This window comes from Acinetobacter legionensis (assembly GCF_048551735.1).
In the GTDB taxonomy this organism is placed as follows: Bacteria; Pseudomonadota; Gammaproteobacteria; order Pseudomonadales; family Moraxellaceae; genus Acinetobacter.
Map to the genome: position 1 here is coordinate 19,159 of NZ_JBIMBV010000021.1, position 20,541 is coordinate 39,699.

General features: G+C 41.5%; 18 protein-coding genes. 1 reads left to right on the top strand and 17 read right to left on the bottom strand.

The window, feature by feature from the left end:
• Positions 1 to 18 precede the first annotated feature (18 nt).
• Genes pcaD through ACG9ZL_RS17165 form a run of 5 tightly spaced genes read right to left on the bottom strand, consistent with a single transcriptional unit; the run spans position 19 to position 4,735 of the window.
• The gene (gene pcaD, locus ACG9ZL_RS17145) at positions 19 to 798 is read right to left on the bottom strand and encodes a 3-oxoadipate enol-lactonase (RefSeq protein WP_419360941.1); all 780 of its coding nucleotides are present in this window, start codon (positions 796 to 798) and stop codon (positions 19 to 21) included.
• Positions 799 to 806: 8 nt separating this feature from the next.
• A complete protein-coding gene (gene pcaB, locus ACG9ZL_RS17150; RefSeq protein ID WP_419328176.1) occupies positions 807 to 2,165 on the bottom strand; it encodes a 3-carboxy-cis,cis-muconate cycloisomerase in 1,359 nt (452 codons plus the stop codon).
• Positions 2,166 to 2,173: 8 nt separating this feature from the next.
• Positions 2,174 to 3,382, bottom strand: coding sequence for a 3-oxoadipyl-CoA thiolase (gene pcaF / locus ACG9ZL_RS17155; protein WP_419360897.1), 1,209 nt, complete (start codon positions 3,380 to 3,382; stop codon positions 2,174 to 2,176).
• 13 nt (positions 3,383 to 3,395) lie between these two features.
• Positions 3,396 to 4,049 (bottom strand): 3-oxoacid CoA-transferase subunit B, encoded by a 654-nt coding sequence (locus ACG9ZL_RS17160; protein ID WP_336954157.1) that lies wholly within the window; start codon positions 4,047 to 4,049, stop codon positions 3,396 to 3,398.
• A 2-nt stretch (positions 4,050 to 4,051) separates the two neighbouring features.
• On the bottom strand, positions 4,052 to 4,735 hold the full coding sequence (locus tag ACG9ZL_RS17165; RefSeq protein WP_224965054.1) for a 3-oxoacid CoA-transferase subunit A: 684 nt from the start codon (positions 4,733 to 4,735) through the stop codon (positions 4,052 to 4,054).
• A 250-nt stretch (positions 4,736 to 4,985) separates the two neighbouring features.
• Here ACG9ZL_RS17165 and pcaU point away from each other — a divergent pair, with 250 nt between their 5' ends.
• On the top strand, positions 4,986 to 5,810 hold the full coding sequence (gene pcaU, locus ACG9ZL_RS17170; protein WP_419360898.1) for an IclR family transcriptional regulator PcaU: 825 nt from the start codon (positions 4,986 to 4,988) through the stop codon (positions 5,808 to 5,810).
• A 199-nt stretch (positions 5,811 to 6,009) separates the two neighbouring features.
• Here the strand turns inward: pcaU and ACG9ZL_RS17175 are convergent, their stop codons facing one another.
• The 12 genes from ACG9ZL_RS17175 to nirB all read right to left on the bottom strand — a co-directional run bounded on the left by ACG9ZL_RS17175 (position 6,010) and on the right by nirB (position 20,515).
• Complete coding sequence (locus tag ACG9ZL_RS17175; protein ID WP_419360900.1) at positions 6,010 to 6,663, bottom strand: ATP-binding cassette domain-containing protein; 654 nt, start codon at positions 6,661 to 6,663, stop codon at positions 6,010 to 6,012.
• Positions 6,650 to 7,348, bottom strand: a complete 699-nt coding sequence (modB, locus tag ACG9ZL_RS17180; protein ID WP_336952609.1) for a molybdate ABC transporter permease subunit — start codon at positions 7,346 to 7,348, stop codon at positions 6,650 to 6,652. The genes ACG9ZL_RS17175 and modB overlap by 14 nt, the downstream gene beginning before the upstream one ends.
• An 11-nt stretch (positions 7,349 to 7,359) precedes the next feature.
• Entirely contained in the window at positions 7,360 to 8,103 is a 744-nt protein-coding gene (gene modA / locus ACG9ZL_RS17185; RefSeq protein WP_419328478.1) for a molybdate ABC transporter substrate-binding protein, read from the bottom strand.
• A gap of 28 nt (positions 8,104 to 8,131) precedes the next feature.
• Positions 8,132 to 9,424: a molybdopterin molybdotransferase MoeA gene (locus ACG9ZL_RS17190; protein ID WP_419360902.1), complete on the bottom strand. Its 1,293-nt coding sequence runs from the start codon at positions 9,422 to 9,424 to the stop codon at positions 8,132 to 8,134.
• Positions 9,421 to 10,344 carry a bifunctional molybdenum cofactor biosynthesis protein MoaC/MoaB gene (gene moaCB / locus ACG9ZL_RS17195; protein ID WP_336952614.1) on the bottom strand — a complete coding sequence of 308 codons (924 nt, stop codon included), beginning with the start codon at positions 10,342 to 10,344 and terminating at the stop codon, positions 9,421 to 9,423. The genes ACG9ZL_RS17190 and moaCB overlap by 4 nt, the downstream gene beginning before the upstream one ends.
• 68 nt (positions 10,345 to 10,412) lie before the next feature.
• A complete protein-coding gene (locus tag ACG9ZL_RS17200) occupies positions 10,413 to 11,111 on the bottom strand; it encodes a molybdenum cofactor biosynthesis protein MoaE (protein ID WP_419328462.1) in 699 nt (232 codons plus the stop codon).
• A 1-nt stretch (position 11,112) separates the two neighbouring features.
• Entirely contained in the window at positions 11,113 to 11,424 is a 312-nt protein-coding gene (locus tag ACG9ZL_RS17205; RefSeq protein WP_336952616.1) for a MoaD/ThiS family protein, read from the bottom strand.
• Position 11,425: 1 nt separating this feature from the next.
• The gene (gene moaA / locus ACG9ZL_RS17210; protein ID WP_336952618.1) at positions 11,426 to 12,535 is read right to left on the bottom strand and encodes a GTP 3',8-cyclase MoaA; all 1,110 of its coding nucleotides are present in this window, start codon (positions 12,533 to 12,535) and stop codon (positions 11,426 to 11,428) included.
• A 186-nt stretch (positions 12,536 to 12,721) separates the two neighbouring features.
• A complete protein-coding gene (gene mobA / locus ACG9ZL_RS17215) occupies positions 12,722 to 13,357 on the bottom strand; it encodes a molybdenum cofactor guanylyltransferase (protein ID WP_336952620.1) in 636 nt (211 codons plus the stop codon).
• On the bottom strand, positions 13,354 to 16,149 hold the full coding sequence (locus ACG9ZL_RS17220) for a molybdopterin-dependent oxidoreductase (RefSeq protein ID WP_419360905.1): 2,796 nt from the start codon (positions 16,147 to 16,149) through the stop codon (positions 13,354 to 13,356). The genes mobA and ACG9ZL_RS17220 overlap by 4 nt, the downstream gene beginning before the upstream one ends.
• Positions 16,150 to 16,243: 94 nt before the next feature.
• Positions 16,244 to 17,869 carry a nitrite reductase small subunit NirD gene (nirD, locus tag ACG9ZL_RS17225; RefSeq protein ID WP_336952623.1) on the bottom strand — a complete coding sequence of 542 codons (1,626 nt, stop codon included), beginning with the start codon at positions 17,867 to 17,869 and terminating at the stop codon, positions 16,244 to 16,246.
• Positions 17,870 to 17,968: 99 nt separating this feature from the next.
• Positions 17,969 to 20,515: a nitrite reductase large subunit NirB gene (nirB, locus tag ACG9ZL_RS17230; protein ID WP_419360907.1), complete on the bottom strand. Its 2,547-nt coding sequence runs from the start codon at positions 20,513 to 20,515 to the stop codon at positions 17,969 to 17,971.
• Positions 20,516 to 20,541: the final 26 nt, after the last annotated feature.

Sequence of the window (20,541 nt, forward strand, 5' to 3'; positions counted from 1 at the left end):
CTTTCTAACCCTAGACGGTTATATGTTCTGAATAAACTTGGACAATGCCTGATTGAACACTTGTGGTTGTTCAATATTGGACAAATGAGAAGCCGCCAAGATTTCAAGTTGACTGTTTGGAATGAATTGATGCATAAATTCTGCATCTTGAACCGTCGTTATAGGGTCATATTGACCTGCGATAATTAAAGTTGGGATTTGAATTTGATTGAGCTGATCTCGAACATCGGCATCTGCCAATGCTCGACACGCATTGGCATAGCCTTGTGCAGGTGTCACCGCTAAACTTTGAATGGTTTTTTGAGCAAGAACATCATGTGCATAATCAAAATGCTCACTAAACCAGCGGGTATGTGTAGTTTTGACAATTTCAGCCAATCCTTGTTGTTCAACGCTATCGGCACGGACTTTCCACGCCTCGGCTGTGCCGATTTTGGCTGCTGAGTTTGCAACAGTAATGCTATAAAAACGCTCAGGATATTCAATCGCCAGTGTGAGTGCTGTAATACCACCCATTGAAATTCCACAAAAATGGGTTTTTTCAATGTGCAAGCTATCTAAGATATCAATCACATCTTCAGCAAAGTTATGCAATGTTGCATTGGCAATCACATCACTTAATCCATGCCCACGGGTATCATAAGTAACGATTTGATAGTGTTGCGCCAAAGCATCTACTTGGACTTGCCACATACCATGATCAGTTCCCAATGAGTTAGAAAACACGATCACTGCTGCATCTTTTAAGCCTTGGACTTGAACGGCAAGTTGATGTCCTTGACGGTTCTTAATTTTCATACTGGTTTTCATGATTCAGACACTCCTTGTGCTGCTTGTAGTACTGCATCAATTTGTGCCTGAATATTGCCCAAGTAAGATGCTGGTTTAAAAATCTCATCTAGGGCTTGTGAACTTAGATGAACATTCACCTCAGTCATTTCTGACAACACTGTTTTTAAATGCTGCTGTTGCGCGAGGGCTTGCTGACAAGCTTGTTCGACCAAATGATGCGCATTTAATCGGCCAATTTTGGGTGCCAGTGCCATCATTGCTGCTTCTGCCATGATCAAACCCTGAGTACACTCAAGGTTACGCTGCATGGCTTGTGCATCGACTTGCATATGTTCAAGCACATCCGTAGTGCGTTCTAAAGCCCCTGCACATAACTGGAAAATTTCAGGAATCACTAACCATTCTGCATGCCAAGTGCCTAAAGCACGTTCATGTTCTTGCAACATGTTTTGGTAGGCACTTGCCATTAATGCAGGGACACGGTTGGCTGCTGCAAGTACGCAAGCGGCTGCAACTGGATTACGCTTATGTGGCATGGTGGATGAGCCACCACGACCTTTTGCAGTGGGTTCAAAAACTTCAGCAATTTCAGTTTGCATCAGCAAAGACCAGTCTTTTGCCATTTTGCCGACATTACCCACAATCAGGGCAAGTACACTGGCAATTTCAACGATGCGGTCACGTTCACCGTGCCATGTACACTCAGGTGAAGTTAAATTCAATGCCGCGGCATAGGCTTTAACTACGGCTGAACCTTGATCTTGTAACGAAGCCAATGAACCCACAGCCCCACCGAGTTGAGCGGTAAGCACTCGGCTTTTCATCTCGTGTAGACGGTCTAGATCACGTTTAAATGCTGCAGCCCAACGTGCAAACTTATGCCCTAATGTGATCGGTAAGGCTTGCTGTAACCAAGTCCGTCCAATCATGACTTGGGCACGATATTGTTGTGCTTGGTCTAATGAAACTTGATAAGCTTGTTGTAATTGTTTTTCGATCAGCCCTAATGCATCACGGCATTGCAGAATCGTGGCTGTATCGATAATGTCTTGGCTGGTTGCGCCCCAATGCACATAACGTGCTGTGTCTTCATCGTATTGTTTTACAATCGCAGTAAATTGCTTTACGAAAGGAATCGCAATATTTCCCGCAAGTGCTGTAGCAGTTGCCAGTGCTTGAAAATCAATTTTTGCTAGGGCTTGTTGTCCAACTTGTTCAATGATGGTAGCAGCAGATAGTGGAATCACCTCCACTTGTGCTTGTGCTTTTGCCAAAGCCACTTCAGCTTGGATCATGTAACCTAATAAGGCATGATCGCTAAAGATTGCTGTGACATCAGGCTGATAAAATAAGCTGGCGTATAACTGGCTCATCGGATACCTCACTCAACACGTTGAATAATGAGCGCGATGCCTTGCCCGACACCGATACACATTGAACATAAGGCATATTGCCCCTTGATCTGTTCAAGCTGATTTAGGGCAGTGGTCACCAGTCTGGCACCTGATGCGCCCAAAGGATGACCTAAGGCAATCGCCCCACCATTGGGATTGACACGTGCATCATCATCTGCCAAACCTAAATCACGGGTGACAGCCAAAGCTTGGGCAGCAAAGGCTTCATTTAGCTCAATCACATCCATTTGCGCTAAACTAAGATCGGCTTGTTTAAGCAGTTTCTTGATTGCAGGCGCGGGTGCAAAGCCCATAATTCTTGGTTCAACCCCCACAGTGGTTGCTGCAATAATTTTCCCACGTGGTTTTAATTGGTATTTTTCTACAGCTTCATCTGAAGCAATCAATAAGGCCGCTGCACCATCATTAATTCCCGATGCATTACCCGCCGTGACCGTGCCATCAGCTTTGACCACACCTTTAAGTTTTGTCAGTGCGGCTAAAGTCGTTGATGCACGTGGATGTTCATCGGTATCCACAAGCACAGCATTACCTTTACGCTGGGGAATAGTGACGGGCACAATCTCATTTTTGAAAAAACCTTGAGCTTGTGCTGCCGCAGTACGTTGTTGGCTGTTTAGCGCAAACTGATCTTGATCCGCACGGTTAATATTGAATTGCTCTGCCACGTTTTCAGCGGTTTGTGGCATGCTGTCCACACCATACAATTCTTTGAGTTTTGGATTGATAAAGCGCCAGCCCATAGTGGTGTCTTCAATCTTTTGACTGCGTCCAAAAGCACTGTCCGACTTACCCATCACATAGGGCGCACGGCTCATACTTTCTACACCACCGGCAATGATTAAATCTGCTTCATTGGCTTTAATGGCGCGAGCTGCCATGGCAATCGCATCCAGTGATGATCCACATAGGCGGTTCACAGTGGTTGCTGGCACTTGATAGGGCACACCCGCCAATAATGCTGACATACGCCCAACATTACGATTGTCTTCACCGGCCTGATTGGCACAGCCATAAATCACATCATCGACTTGTTGCCAATCTACTGTTGGATTACGTTGTATCAATGCTTGAATTGGAATAGCACCAAGATCATCTGCACGGACTGGCGCAAGACCACCGGCATAACGACCAAATGGAGTACGGATGGCATCTATGATGTAAGCGTTTTTCATGTTGTCTATATCCTTAAGCCGGTATCGCGTCAATCAATGGAGCACCCGTCAAAGCCTGTAATTCTTCAAAGCTCAGACCTGCAACTTTTTCAAGCACTTTTAAACCCTCTGGGGTCACATCAATCACGCATAAGTCAGTATAGATACGATCAACACAATGCTTACCTGTCACAGGATAGCTCAGTTCTTCAACAATCTTAGGTTCACCTTGCTTGGTTACATGGTCTGTGGTGATAAAGACTTTCTTGGCCCCTACAGCCAAATCCATTGCACCGCCTACCGCAGGAATCGCATCCGCCGCACCGGTATGCCAATTGGCAAGGTCGCCATTGGCCGCCACTTGGAATGCACCCAATACAGCAATATCCAAATGTCCACCACGCATCATGGCAAAAGAATCACCGTGATGGAAAAACGAGCCACCCGTTAGCATGGTGACATATTCTTTGCCTGCGTTAATCAGCTCAGGATCTTCTTCACCTTTGGCGGGTGGAGGACCAAAAGCCAATAAACCATTTTCAGAATGCAGGAATACATCTTTGTCTGTTGGCAAGTATTTTGAAATCTTGGTTGGTAAACCAATACCTAAATTGACATATGCACCATCGGGAATATCTTGGGCAACACGTTCAGCAATTTGGTCACGGCTTAGTTTTTGGTAGCTCATTGTTATTCTCCATTACCATTGGCTGCATCAACTGCAACCACATGCTGAACAAAAATTCCTGGGGTAATAATATGCTCAGGATCAAGTTGTCCTAGTTCAACCACCTCTGATACTTGTGCAATAGTGACGTCTGCTGCCATCGCCATGATTGGACCAAAGTTACGTGCTGATTTGTTATAAACCAAGTTGCCCCAACGGTCGCCTTGATGTGCTTTAATCAGTGCAAAGTCTGCTTTAATCGGATATTCAAGTACGTAGTCTTTGCCATCGATATGTCGGGTTTCTTTGCCATCTGCCAATAAAGTACCAAAGCCTGTTGGGGTAAAGACTGCACCTAAACCCATCCCTGCGGCTTGAATACGACAGGCGAGATTACCTTGAGGAACCAGTTCCAGTTCGATCTTGCCCGCATGATAGAGTTCATCGAATACCCAAGAGTCAGACTGACGGGGGAAAGAACAGATGATTTTACGGACTGCACCTGATTTAAGTAGTTTCGCCAGACCGTAATCGCCATTGCCTGCATTGTTATTGACAATCACCAGATCTTTAACGCCAAGTTCAATCAGCCCATCGATCAGCTCTGCGGGCTGTCCTGCTGTTCCAAAGCCACCAATCATAATGGTTGCACCATCTTTGATTTGGGATAGAACCTCAGTCAATGAGGTGGCATTTTTATCAATCATCTGACTACTTCCTGTACTTTGAATCACTCATTCATTTCATCCTAGAAACCGATGAAACTAAGCCGAGTGTTTTGTTCGGATTTCTAATCTTTATTCTTGATAAATTTTGTATTTACTTCTAGGCTTAAAGTTAGATTTTGTTCGATCATTATTTTTTATGTTCGATGATCGAACATTATCCCACTAAAACGGTCTGATTTGGATTGAGTAAAATTTTAATGTAATTGGCTTTAAATTAAGGATCTGCGTTATGGACGATGAAAACAACAAAACTACCCGATTAATCCATCATTCTGAAAATAAAAAGATTATTCGCCATGAAGATTTTATTGCAGGGATTGCAAAAGGGTTGGCGATTTTGGAATGTTTTGGGCCTGAACGACATCGCTTGAATATCAGTACTGCGGCTGAAAAGACAGGAATGACCCGAGCAGCAGCGCGTCGCCAGTTACTGACCTTAGAGTACTTAGGCTATTTAGACTTTGATGGACATTACTATTATTTAACTCCCAAAATTTTAAAGTTCTCTGGTGCTTATTTAGATGGTTCACCTTTACCCAAAATTTGCCAACCTTTATTAAACTTATTGACCAATCAGACTTCGCTGATTTACTCGGTGATGGTATTAGATGGTTATGAGGCAATTACCATTGCACGTAGTGCCGCACATCAGCAAACAGACCGTGTTAATCCTTACGGCTTACATTTAGGCAATCGTCTTCCTGCACATGCAACTTCTGCGGGGAAAATTTTATTAGCGCATTTAAATGTGGAAGAACAAAAGCAATGGCTGACCCAGTATCCATTAAAACGTCTTACTAAATATACTTATACAGAAAGTGAGGCGTTTATCGAATTACTGCATGAGATTAAAGAACAAGATTGGTGTTATTCATGTGAAGAACATGAATTGGGAGTTCATGCTGTTGCGGTTCCAATTTATGACTCAAACGCGGTAGTTGTGGCTGCATTAAATATTGTCTCCCCCACTATGCGCACAACAAAAGATTATTTAATTACTCATATTTTACCGTTACTGCAAGAAACAGCACGTGATTTACGCCAAGTGATTTAATAGATATCTTGAACAAGTATATTTTTAGATCATTGCTAAATGAGCTAAACCTTATAAATCATGGAATTTAGACCATTTCATAAAGGTGAGTTTATCAAAATGTAGAGTTTGTACTGCGTATCTTGCATTTAAATTTAAATACATTTGAACAGACAATACTTCCTTTTTCATGGATAAAAAGATCTAATATTATTCAAGATTAGTGAGTTTTTGGGATTTCAGTGATGCTTCCCTGATCCATATAAACCACCTGTGCATTTAAATAAGCCAGCTCATCGGCATGATGGGTGACATAAATCATGGGTAATTGAGTTTCTAGTTTAACGCTATTTAGAAAAGGTAAAATTTGATCTTTTAATTTGTAGTCCAGCCCAGTCAATGGTTCGTCCAAGAGCAATAAATCAGGAGAAGATAAGAGCGCGCGACCAATCGAAATACGTTGTGCCTCGCCACCAGACAATTGATAAGATGCACGTTGCAATAACGGCTTGAGTTGAAGTAAATCAACAATCTGATCAAAGCTAAATTTCTTGTTCTGATCTGGACACAAATTTTCTGCATATTTTAGATTTTGTTTCACATTCATATGTGGAAACAGCCATGCATTTTGGAAGACTAATGCTATTCGACGTTTGTGCATGGGTAAATTAATTTTTTTTTGATCGTCGAAAACACACTGCTGATTGAGTAAAATTGAACCCTGTTGTGGCTGTAACAAGCCGGTAATGTTTTTAAGGAATGTTGATTTCCCACTGCCTGATGTACCCATAATGCCCAGCAATTGTTTTTGCATTTGCAACTTTACCTTTAAATTAAACTCAGCATATTGAAATTGAAAATCACATTGCAGCATCTTTGCCTCCCAATTTTCGCTGATAATTCTGAAGAATATAAGCATTTGCAATCAAAGCACCAAAGGCAACCAATATGGATAAGATCACTAAACGCATAGCGCCCTGCTCCCCATCAGGTTGCTGAATCAGCGAGTAAATTGCTATAGGAATGGTCCGAGTTTCATCGGGAATATTGCCCACAAAAGTAATGGTTGCACCAAACTCACCTAAGCTACGACTAAAACACAAAATACTTCCAATTAAAATTCCGGGTAAAGCCAAAGGTAGGCTGATACTGCTAAATACCCGTACAGGGCTTGCACCCAAAGAACCTGCAACCTGTTCCAGTTGCTGATTGATCATTTGAAAAGATAGCCGAATGGGTTGCACCATCAATGGAAAAGCCACGATCATGGAGGCTAAAACAGCTCCTTTCCAATTAAATGCCAATTGAATACCTAACTGATTGAGATATTGTCCAATCCAGCCATTGGCACCAAACAGGATTAAAAGCAAATAACCTAAAACCACTGGAGGTAACACCATGGGCATTTGTAACAGTGCTTCCACCACAAACTTTAATCTAAATTGATAACGTGCCAAAATCCAAGCGAGCATGATTGCAAATGGTAGACAGAATAAAGTTGCAAAGAAGCCCACTTTCACCGACAAATACAATGCACTCCACTCTTCTGAACTTAGCATAAAGTAGGATCCTATAAACCAAAACCATACTGAACAAAAATCTTTTTAGCTTGCGCATTTTCTTTTAAATAATGGTTAAATTTCACTGCTGACTGATTGTTGATACCTTGTTGTGTCAAAGCAAGCGGATAGACAATTGGATGATGGCTGTTGCTTGGAAAAACTCCTGAAATTTTGATTTTTTTACTGATCAATGCATCGGTCTTGTACACAATCCCCACTTGACACTCACTACGTTCAACAAATGCCAACGCTGAACGAACATCATCCGTCCCCACTATTCGACCATTTAAACTGTTCAGCCAATTGAGTTTAATCAGACTTTGCTTGGCATATTTACCTACTGGCACAGACTCCATTTGCCCTGTGCATAAATGCCCTTGAAATGATTGGGCAAAATTAAATGTAGGCACAGCTTTAAACTGTTGTTTGCTTTGCAAAGGGCTAATCAACACCAATTGATTAAACAAAAATGGTTTAACCTGATTTACCTGAATCTTCTGTTTTTGGACTAAATAATTCATCCAGTCCTGATCAGCAGAAAAGAAAATATCACTGGGCGCACCGGCCTCAATTTGTTTTGCCAGTGCTGAAGATGCACCAAAAACAGTCACTATTTTAACCTCTGGTTGCTGCTTCTCATACAATTTAGCAATATCTGTCACCGCATTGGTTAAGCTTGCTGCAGCATAAATTTTGATTGTTTCAGCGTGTAATATGCTCATACTCGGCAGAAAATACAGGCCCAAGATCATTTTTAACGACCTACGCATCTTTTATCCCCTAATCTTGAATAAATAAACCTTGGAGGACTTGCCCCTGTTGTATGTTTTGATCTGAGGGTATACGCACAATACAATTGGCATCAATCAGATTACTCAACATATGTGATTGCTGTTTAGTTAAACTCTTCAAACTTAATCTTCCTTGTTCAAATACAGCATGCATTCTTAAAAAGCGCTCTCGCGCATCAGACTTCAGCGCATGACTCATAACGCCTGTCATCCAATTGAGTGGATGCTTTTGCCCCTGTAAAGAATTCACTAGAGTCGCCACATAGACTTGCATACCGATATAAACCGCAGCAGGATTGCCGGGTAAACCCAATAGGTAACAGTGAGTTTGATCTTGTTGCTGTTCTTGTCCTTTTCTTTCTTGTCCTTGTTTTTTTTGTTGAGAATACTTGGCGAAAAGCATCGGTTTACCCGGCTTTTGTTTGACCTTCCAAAAAATTTGCTGAAAACCGAGTTTTAATGCTGCGGGACGAACAAAATCATAATCTCCTACAGACACCCCACCTGTAGTAATGATTAAATCGTATTGTTCCTTAAGACGATCAAACAACTGAATTACACGATGTTCGATATCTTCAACATGAATTAAATTAACTGTTTGATTTCGGGTTTGAAACCATGCGCGGATCATGGGTGTATTTGCATCAAAGATTTTGCCTGAATTTAAACATTCGATCATATCTGCAACTTCGTCACCTGTAACGACCACAGCAATTTTGGGATAACGATAAACTTCTACTTGCTTTACACCTGCCATACTGAGTGCTGCAATAACACCGACATTGAGTTTTTGTCCTACTGATGCAATTAATTGACCGAGTGCAACTTCTTCCCCAACATCTCGAATATCAGCATGACTGTTTAAAGACTCAGTGAGTTTTATATTGTGTAAATCGATGAGCTCAACAATCTCTTGTCGAGCAACCGTTGTGGTACCTGCTGGGATTTTTGTCCCTGTAAATATTCGAATCGCTTGCCCTTGTTTCAATTCGACCTCAACCCTTTGCCCTGCACGAATCTCTCCAATCAATTCGAATTTAGAATCTGTTTGAGTCACTGCACTTGCATTGATCGCATAACCATCTACCGCACTTTGCGAAAAAATGGGTAAATTAATTTCTGAAAAAATATCTGCTGCAACATAACGATTAAGCGCTTGGTTTAAGGGGATGATTTCACTACCTAGACTTGGAGTGTGATCCACAAGTAACTGCAATGCTTGATCAACTGAAACCAAGCCTTTTTCATTGCCACAATCATGAGCGACCGCAATCTGATTCATTGATAGCCCCCAAGATGTGGAATATTTTTTTGCACATCAAAAAGATGTACCAAGGCTGGTAGAATGGCAATCAGTGACTCTTTAGCACCTTGGCGACTGCCTGGCAAAGTAATCACCAAACTATTGTCAATATAGCCCGCGACCCCTCGGCTGAGTGCTGCATAAGGGGTACGTCTTTGACCAAAACTACGAGAAGCTTCCATCAAACCTGGAATTTCACGTTTAAGTAAAGGTTGAATGGTTTCAACAGTTAAATCTTTAGGGCCTAATCCTGTTCCACCCACAGTCAAAATAAGTGGATAGTGATTCTTTTGTTGTTCAATTAACGCCAATAACTGTTCTGGAGAGTCGGCAATTACTTGATAATTCACCTGACTAAAATTGGCTTCTTCAAGAATTTCTAAAACATTTTGCCCAGCTGTATCAGGCTTTTTCCCTGAAGCCACGGTATCGGATAAGACAATAACCGATGCAGATAAAGTCTCTTTCAATACACGGGTAAAATGTGATTTACCGCCTTTTTTCAGTTGTAATTTACATTGGTCAAGGCATAAGTCTTCAGGTTCACAGTGCGGCTTAAGCATATCGTATAAGGTTAAGCCTGCTAGACTGACTGCCGTGAGTGCTTCCATTTCTACACCTGTAGGACCAATGGTTTCGACAGTCGCAATAATTTCGACATGTTTTTCATGCAACTCATATTCAACATCTGCACGATAGATCGGTAAGGGATGGCACAAAGGAATTAATTCATCAGTGCGTTTTGCTGCCAAAATTCCAGCAATACGTGCGGTTTTTAGTGCGTCCCCTTTTTCTGTACTTCCAGTGCGTAATAGTTCTATGCAATGTGCAGGTGCATATAAAATTCCTGTTGCTACGGCTGTACGGTAGCTTTCTGCTTTCATACTCACATTTTTCATTGCCTGTTCCTTCTCTTACGATATTACTTACATGGCCAGACATATTTAGCTGAGTTACTCAATCAGGTTTACATATGCCATTGGTAAATCGTCTGTTCACACTGGTTGCTCAGCAACATTTTCTGTTTTGCATCATGTTGTAGATTGTTCTGTGCTGTATGTCTGTGCTGTGAATCTTGGTAATGGGAATGACTTGGTAAAGAATGATGATGCTGCGCGGCTCCATGCCTATGCTCAAAATCGCGCCCACAACTATGCTCAGAATCATGTTGACTCAATGAATCCGTTTGTGTGGCTGTATCCTGTTCAACATAATCTTTCCGAATACAGCACCCAGCAACATATTGGCTACTACCATCTAAATAAAACTCCTCTTTCCATACAGGAACTTCGTGTTTTACTCGTTCTACCGCTTCTTCACATGCGGCAAAGGCTTCACGTCGATGTGCTGCATAAGCAATCGCAATAATGGCTTTTTCGCCGATATTTAAGGTACCAATACGATGAATCACCCGTACATAAGCCACAGCGAATTTCTGTTGAATCTCTTGCTCAATTTGACGAATCATTTTTTCTGAAACCGGCGCATAGCTCGTATATTTCAATGCTTTCACCGCTTTGCCTTCATGGTGATTACGTACTGTTCCAATAAAGATGCCAATACCACCGCATTCAGGAAAGTGTAGGATCGGATCAAAACTCTCCTGAGTTAAAGGAGTATCCTGAATCCTATTAAATTGCTTGAGTGTAGAATCAAATGTACTCATCTCAACCTCCTGCAACCGGTGACAGTAAAACAACTGTACTATCAGATGTTAATAGGGTCTGACGCGGAATAATGTCTTCCCCCATTGCACATGCACAGTGTTGAATCATTTTTCCTGCGTCTGGATATGCACGCACCACGTATTCTAAAACATCAGAAATGAGCATGTTTGACTCACATTGCAGGATTAAATCTGCTGGCAATACACGTTCAATTGCACCAAAGCATTCAATTTTTACCGTCATCTGCTGCGGTATATTCTTCAGTTGATTAACATTATTTGGCGTATTTAGAATTTTAAATTGATCTGACATATTAACCTCCAATCATATACATACTGATTTTTCGAGATGACGAATGTTTTGAATTTAGCTGTTGATGAATCTCATTAAAGCCTTGCTTTTTCTGCCAAATATAATCAGACAAAGTATCTTGTAATTGTCTGGGTTGCGGTAATTCTAGATTTATTGGCGAATATACAACTGCATTTGGTGAGTGACTTTGAACAAACTGAGTCTCAGCGAAATAATGTGAATCATGGTGCAATGCCTGAATTTGTGTTTTCAGGCTAATTCCCTTTGGAGCAAATAGGCAGTTATAAAAATCACCTTGTGCGGTTAACCGTATACGGTCACAAGTGCCACAAAATGAATTGGTTATGGTCGAAATGATGCCTATAGGATAATCATTAATAAAATACTGTCGTGCAGGCTCGGAAGATTGTCCTTGTTGTAAAGTGACAGTAAAGTCTTGCTTTAATTGCTCTAAAATTTCCTGCTCAGTGACAATATCGGCTTGCGTCCAAAGCCCCTCTCCATCTAAAGGCATAAACTCGATAAAACGCATTGTAAGATGCTGTTGAATGGACCAATGTGCTAAGGGTAAAACCTGATCATCATTGATTCCTTTGATCAATACAGCATTGATCTTGATTTTAAAACCTGCCTGCTGTGCTGCTGTAATGCCTTCTAATACTGGTTGTAACTCTTTTTGAGTCAAGGCCTTAAATTGTGCTTTATCTAAACTGTCCAAACTAATATTCAAATCATCTAAACCCGCTTGTTTTAACTGGGTTGCGTATTGTTTAAGGTAGTGTGCGTTGCTAGTCATTGAGATCCGTTTTAGGCCCAGTTTTTTTAATTTTTGTAGTTGATCAATGAAATGCACCACACCTTTACGCATTAATGGTTCGCCACCAGTGATTCGAATCTGCTCAATCCCATGTCGCACCATAAACTCGCAAAAAATATACAGTTCTTCAAAACTGAGTAAATTATGCTTTTTGATCCATTCTGGATGTTCAGGCATACAATAGACACACTTAAAATTACAGCGATCTGTCACTGAAATTCTGAGTTTGCGCTTAGTGCGACCATATTGATCGACAAAGGCGGCACCCTCTTCGTATTGTGTCATTGCATTCATATACACATCCCAAGCACTATTTAAGTTCAAGATTTTTTAATACTTAAAATCTGCGCTATTTTATTGACATTGAAATTGCAAAAAGTGTTCCAACTTTGATCATCTACAGCTAAATGTGAGCTAAAACCGATTTGACCTCTATTAAAAATACCGAGATTTGCAAAAAATTAAGCAAAACTAAGCCAGTCAATTTAAAAACTTAAGCTGTTGGTATTGTTGTAATTCATCCAAAGAATTGATGCTGTGGAAAAACAGTGCATGATTCTCAAATAATGCTTCCTGAGCGTGCAAATCAGAAAAACATATCTTTAAACTGCGCTGTCCTTGTTCAAGATGAGTACAGATTCGATTGAAAGCGCTCCGTTTTAATAAACAAAATGGATATAACGCTTTACCATTGATATTGACGTAAGCCACTTCTGCCAAAGGATGACTCGCTAAAGTGACATGTAAGCGTTCAATGACCTCAGGTGGAATAAATGTCACATCACAGGGCACAAAAAGTACATAGTCAGATTCAACATAAGACCAAGCACTTTTAATTCCCATCAAAGGACCATAAAAGCCAGTTTCATCATCTTGATAGCAATACAAACTTGGAATAAGCTTCTGATAAATTGAATAATCGCGATGACTATTGACCCAGACCTGTGATACTCGGTTTTTTAATTGTTGATGGATCTTGATGAGTTGAATTTGATCATCAAACTTCTGTAACAGTTTATTGATCCCATTCATACGTCGCGCCTGACCACCGGCGAGAATCACAAGATCAGTTTGTGGATATTGCTTGGCTTTCTTGGGTTTTATAATTCTTTTCATAGAGTAAGCTCCGCTTGACAGGCTTTAATCAATCCGCGAATTTCAGGTAGACATGAACCGCAATTACCACCTGCTTTTAAACATGCAGTCACTTGTTTTTCATGATTGATATTGTTTTGTTTAATGGTTTCAATAATTCGATTTTTGCCTACCTTAAAGCAACTACATACCAATGGCCCCTCACTATCGCCTATTGACATGACTTGTCCAGCAAGTAAGGCTTTACGATGCATCGCACTTAAACGATCACGTTTAAACAAACTTGCGACCCAATCACGATCTGGTAATAATGCTTTAGGTGCGATATATAAACTTGCAATAAGGCGCCCCTCTTTTAGCACTACACTATGGCTGATATGTGCAGTTTGATCTTCCAAGTTAAGCCATTCAAAACTTTCATCCTCAAAGGGTAAAAGTTGCTTGAGATTTTGGGTGGTGTGGGTAAAACGACGACGATCTGCCAATTCATACCGCACTGCTTTGGCAGTCTGAATTTTTGTCCACCACACCGTATTTTCAATGCTATTTTTAACAATATGTTCAAAGCCTTCACGAACATAAAATACCCCTTGCCACTGGGTATAAAATGGCTGAATCAACACAGGGGTATGTTTGAATTCTGGCTCCCCTGAGATTGCGTCCACCACTGGATTGACCACTTTGCCAATACGTGCATCCGAAGCATATTGATCATTCCAATGAATCGGGGCGAAAATTTGTCCACGGCGGATATTGTCACTGAGTACAGCACGCAAGACACAATTGCCCCAATCCGATTTGATTTCGACCAATTCGCCTTCTTTCAAGCCATACTTCAATGCATCATTGGGGTGAATTTCACAAAAGGGTTCTGCTTTATGGGTGCTTAAATTGGCAGATAAACCTGTGCGAGTCATAGTGTGCCACTGATCTCGAATCCGTCCTGTATTGAGAATTAAAGGATATTCAGCAGTGCTTTGATGGACTGGATCTATCGCCATTGTGGCAATAAATTTAGCTTTGCCATCTGCATGACTAAATTGTCCCTGTGAAAACAATTGTGCGAATGCATGTTCAGTCTGATTGCGCATGATCACAGGCCATTGAATGGGTTCCAATTGATCATATTCATCTAATGAAAGATCAGTTAAACCTTGTAAATTGAAGTAACGAAAGCTTTGGGTATTTGATCGCGCATTAATCTCTGCGTTTTGATACGCAGATAACAGAGCATGTTCTTTAAAAATCTCGTGGCTATTTGCAAAATCAAAGCCAGTAAATCCGAGCTTTTGAGCCACTTGTGCCACAGCCCACCAATCCGCTTTGGCCTGCTCAGGCGGGTCTAAAAAAGCACGTTGTCTTGAAATACGACGTTCTGAATTGGTGACCGTACCATCCTTTTCTCCCCACCCCAAGGCAGGTAAGAGCACATCGGCAAACTGAGTAGTGTCGGTATCTTTGCAAATATCGGAGACTACAACAAACTCACAGCTGTTTAAAGCACGTTTGACCTGATCGGCATTGGGGAGGCTGACTACAGGATTGGTTGCCATAATCCAAATTGCTTTAATCTTGCCACTTTCCACTGCTTCAAAAAGATCAACTGCTTTTAATCCCATATGCTTGGCAATGCTTGGACTGTTCCAAAAATTTTGTACAAGCTGTTGATGTTGTTGATTGTCTAAGTCCATGTGTGCTGCCAGCATATTGGCAAGCCCACCCACTTCACGTCCGCCCATTGCATTGGGTTGTCCTGTCATAGAGAATGGAGCTGCACCCAACTTTCCAATTTTGCCCGTCAACAAATGACAATTGATGATGCTATTGGCTTTGTCCACGCCACGTGAAGACTGGTTTACCCCCATTGAAAATAGGGTCATGACTTTTTCAGTTTGGGCAAACTTTTCAAAAAAGAGTTGAAGTTTTTCTAGCGAAATTCCTGTTTTCACTGCAACATCTTGGATATCTGTTTCAGCTTGCGAACTTTTTAGTGCCGTATCTAGCCCTTGAGTATGTGCCTCAATAAATGCGCTATCCGCATAGTTATGTTGATGTAAATATTGTAATAGCCCATTAAACAAGCAAACATCTTGACCCATTAGAATAGGCAAATGTAAATCAGCTGCTTCACATGTAGCCGTAAAGCGTGGATCAATCACCACCACAAATAAATCACTTTGCTTTTGTTGTCTTAATTCTTTGGCTTGCATGATGCGTTGATACATCACGGGATGACACCATGCTGTATTTGAACCGACCAAAATCACCATGTCAGTATGTTCAAAATCGTCATAACTTGCAGGTACCAAATCCTCACCAAAAGCACGCTTGTGTGCAGCAACTGCCGAAGACATACACAATCTTGAATTGGTATCAATATTGGCTGTACCCAAATAGCCTTTAACGAATTTATTTACCACATAATAGTCTTCTGTCAACAACTGACCAGAAACATAAAATGCGACACTGTCACGACCATATTGCTCGATATAGTGTTGGAATTTATTGGCGATTAAACCTGTTGCGCTATCCCAATCTGTGACTTGCTGATGGGGATGACGTCCAAGCATCGGCTGTAAAACACGTGTGCCCAACCCCAGCGTATCAGCCAAATTACTGCCTTTAATACACAGTTTTCCGTAATTCGAGGGATGCTTAACATCGCCAACCACAGAAACTTTTTGTCCTAGCGTAGTGTCTTGCACTGTTGCTGTGACACCACAGCCTACACCACAGTAAGGACAAGTGGTTTGTGTGCTTGTGATCTTATATTCTGTGGAGCTCGGCAGTTCCATTACAGGGATACTATTCATTGCTGCTGTGCTCCTCAATGCTATACATTCACTTGAATATGGCTTTCATTTAATCTCCCCCTCCTTTTAAGATGAAGGGGTTAAGCGATATAAATCAGCCTGCTTTTTTTAATGCAAAATCCCGACCAAATAACAATTTATTGCGAATCGAAGAAATTGGGGTTTGATCAGCAATCAATTCAGCGTACCAAGTGCCATCCTCTGTATCACCAAACAGTACCGCACCAACGACTTTATCTTTTTGAATAATAATGCGTTTGTAGATTTGACGTTTTTCATCATTCAGAATAATGTCTTCGAAATCTTCTATAGGCTGACTGTTTTCTAAATCAATACGGCCTGCTGAAAAAACATCACAACCACTGACTTTTAACTGGGTAGGAACCGTCGGTGCTTTAAAGGTCAAACTGCCGTGTTCGGCCAAATGTGATGCACAGATAAAGGCTTGCCCCCATAAAGGTTCTACCAAACCAAACGTTTGGTTACGATGCTCAATACATTCACCCACTGCATAAATACTTGGATCATAGGTTTGCATGGTGTCATTAACCAACACACCGCGATTACAGCGTAAACCCGCACTTTGTGCCAAAGCCATATTGGGACGAATACCCACGGCAAAAACCACCAGATCTGCATCTAAAAGTGTGCCATCTTGTAACCGAACTTGGGTGACATGACCATTTTCACCAAGTAATTCTTCTGTATTGGCTTCTGTGATGATCGGAATACCTTTTTGCTCAATTGCTGTTTTCAACATTTGACTGGCTTTGGCATCAAGTTGGCGATCCATAATACGATCCATCAAATGCAAAACCGTCACATTCATACCACGTTGCTTTAAACCATATGCGGCTTCTAGCCCCAAGAGACCACCACCAATCACCACTGCATTATTTTTAGATTTACAGTAGTCGAGCATATTATTGACATCATAAATATCACGAAAGCTCAAAACGCCATCCAATGCTGCGCCTTTGACCGGTGGAATAAATGGTTTTGAACCCGTTGCTAAAATCAAACGGTCATAACTCACCACCACACCTTTTTCGGTATAAACTTGCTTACGAGGACGGTCAATACGTACCACAGCATCACCTGCAATAAAGCGAATATTTTTATTCGCATACCATGAATGGGGGTGCAGCATAATGTCGTCAATGGTTTTATCCCCTGATAAGACAGGCGACAGCATAATCCGGTTATAGTTCCCCCAAGGCTCCTCACCAATCACCGTCACTTCATAACGATCAGGTGCCATATCAAGCAAATCTTCCAGGCAACGCATTCCTGCCAATCCGTTCCCCACCAGAACTAAATTGATTTTTTCCTGAGCCGTACCATTATTGGTGATATAAGTTTTTTGTGGGGTTGGACTGACCCAGACACGACCATTTTCAATTTTGCTTGGAAAAACCAGTAATTTTTGATCTTTGTCTTCTAAACAACGGCCTGTTGCTAAACTAAAATGTTGCTTATAAATCGGTGATGCAACTACACGTTCACCTTGTAAATCACCAATTATTCCACGTGACATAACAAAGGCTTTGCTAAATGGGTCTTGGTTGCTCAGCGCATATACACGCTTTTCACTGCCTACCCGAAAAATAGCCACTTGTTGTTGCCCGAGCAACGCGCCTACACCAGTATTGGGCGTAATGTCTTGCAATGCACAAATATCGAGCCAGTCGAGTTCGTTCATATCTTTTAAAATGGTCATTGTGTTTGTCCTTTTAACAACGTTTATCAGCTCTTCCACAAGGCTTGTTTTAAGCTGTGGAATTGTGGAGTAAGGCCAATAAAGCAAGTATTCATATGCTTATGCTTCAACTACAGGAATACGGCTCTGATCACGTTCTGAGTCAGTTTTTGGGCGAATTTGCCCACGTACTTGAACAAACTGAATATGTGGATCTTGCTGTTGCTCAGCTTTGGCATTAATAAAGGTCACAAAACGTTTACGGACTTCAGGATCTTCCACCGCAGTTCGCCATTCGTCTTGATAAGTACCCACCACATGGCTCATTCGGCGTTCTAGTTCAGCAGCAACTCCTAAAGAATCATGCACAACAACATCTTTTAGATAATCCAAACCACCTTCCATATTGTCACGCCATACCGAAGTCCGTTGTAAACGATCCGCTGTTTGGATATAGAACATAAAGAAGCGGTCGATATATTGAATTAAAGTTTGCGTATCTAGGTCAGAAGCTAAAAGTTCTGCATGGCGAGGTTTCATTCCCCCATTGCCACAAACATATAAGTTCCAGCCTTTCTCAGTGGCAATCACCCCAACATCTTTGCTTTGTGCTTCGGCACACTCTCGTGTACAGCCCGAAACTGCCATTTTTAATTTATGTGGGGAACGCAAACCTTTGTAGCGATTTTCAAGGAAGATGGCTAAACCGACCGAGTCATCGACACCATAACGACACCATGTGCTCCCAACACAAGATTTAACGGTACGTAATGACTTGCCATAGGCATGACCAGACTCAAAACCAGCATTGATCAGCTTTTCCCAAATTTCTGGCAATTGATGGACTTGTGCTCCAAATAAGTCTACCCGTTGCCCACCGGTTAGCTTGGTATATAAACCATATTCTTTGGCAATCTGCCCAACTGCAATCAAACCATCTGGTGTCACTTCACCACCTGCCATACGCGGTACAACAGAATAAGAACCATCTTTTTGAATATTGCCTAGGTAGTAGTCGTTACTATCTTGCAACCCAGCATGATTTGCAGTGAGAACAAAGTCATTCCAACAAGATGCCAAGATATTGGCTACTGTCGGTTTGCAAATATCACAACCTAAACCATGCCCATGTTGTTGAATCAAATCATCAAAAGTTTTAATTTCATTGACCCGTACCAAGTGATACAACTCTTGGCGTGAGTAAGCAAAGTGTTCACAAAGATGATTATTGACCGTTACCCCTTGGCGTTGTAATTCAGATTTTAAAACTTGGGTCACTAAGGGTGCACATCCACCACATGCGGTTGCGGCTTTGGTACATTTTTTTAACGCACCTAATGAGGTCGAACCCTCGGCAATGGCACTACAAATATCTGCTTTAGACACGTTATTACATGAACAAATCGTGGCACTGTCTGGCAATAAATCTACACCACTACTTCCCGCTTTTGCCGTAGATTGTGCATAGCCTGGCATGATTAAACTTTCTGGATTTTCTGGTATCGCTAAGCCATTCAACATCATTTGCAATAAGTCGTTATATTCTTTGGCACAACCAACCAGTACCGCACCAAGTAATTGGGTTTTCTCTGCATTGACCACGATCTTTTTATAGACCATTGCATCCTCATCAGCATAGAAATAGCTCAATGCATTTGCAGTCATGGCATGCGCATCGCCTACCGATGCCACATCGACACCCATCAGTTTTAACTTGGTGCTCATGTCTGCGCCAGCAAATGTGGGGCAACTTTGTTGCATCACATGTTTTGCTGCAATCCTTGCCATGTCATAACCGGGTGCAACTAAACCATAGATTTTATTGTTCCATAATGCACATTCACCAATCGCATAAATATCTGCATCGGAGGTTTGGCAGTAATCATTAATCGCGATACCGCCACGTTCACCTAACGCTAAACCACATTGGCGAGCCAACTCATCACGCGGGCGAATCCCTGCAGAAAATAGAATAATATCTGTTTCAAGTTCTGAACCATCCGCAAACTTCATCACATGGGTGCTATTCACGCCATCTTCTATCGATGAAGTGGCCTTTTGCGTGTGAACCTTTACCCCTAAATTTTCAATTTTGGACCGTAAAACTTTCCCGCCCAAATCATCAATTTGTACTGCCATTAAACGAGGTGCAAATTCAACGACATGGGTTTCTAAGTCTAAATCACGAAGTGCTTTCGCGGCTTCTAAACCGAGTAAACCACCCCCAATCACCACACCAGATTTTGCAGATAGACTTGCTGCCCGTATTGCATCTAAATCATCAATGGTACGGTAAACAAAACAGTTTTTACGATCATGCCCCGAAATTGGTGGAACAAAAGCATAGGAACCCGTCGCAAGCACCAATTTGTCATAGTTGATCACATCGCCATGATCGGTGGTGATGCATTTATGGATGGTATCAAGATGAGTGGCTTTGGTATTTAAACGCAGGTCAATTCCATAAGCATCTGCAAAGTCCGCACGACAAAGAGTTAAATCTTTGACAGATTTACCTGTGAAATATTCAGTCAAATGTACCCGATCATAGGCCAAACGGGGTTCTTCTGCCAAAATCGTGATTTCAACCTCATCACCTGCATGTTCTAGCACAGATTCAATAAATTTATGCCCAACCATTCCATGACCAATCATCACTAATTTCATATCGATTCTCCTCGATTGTTTTTGCT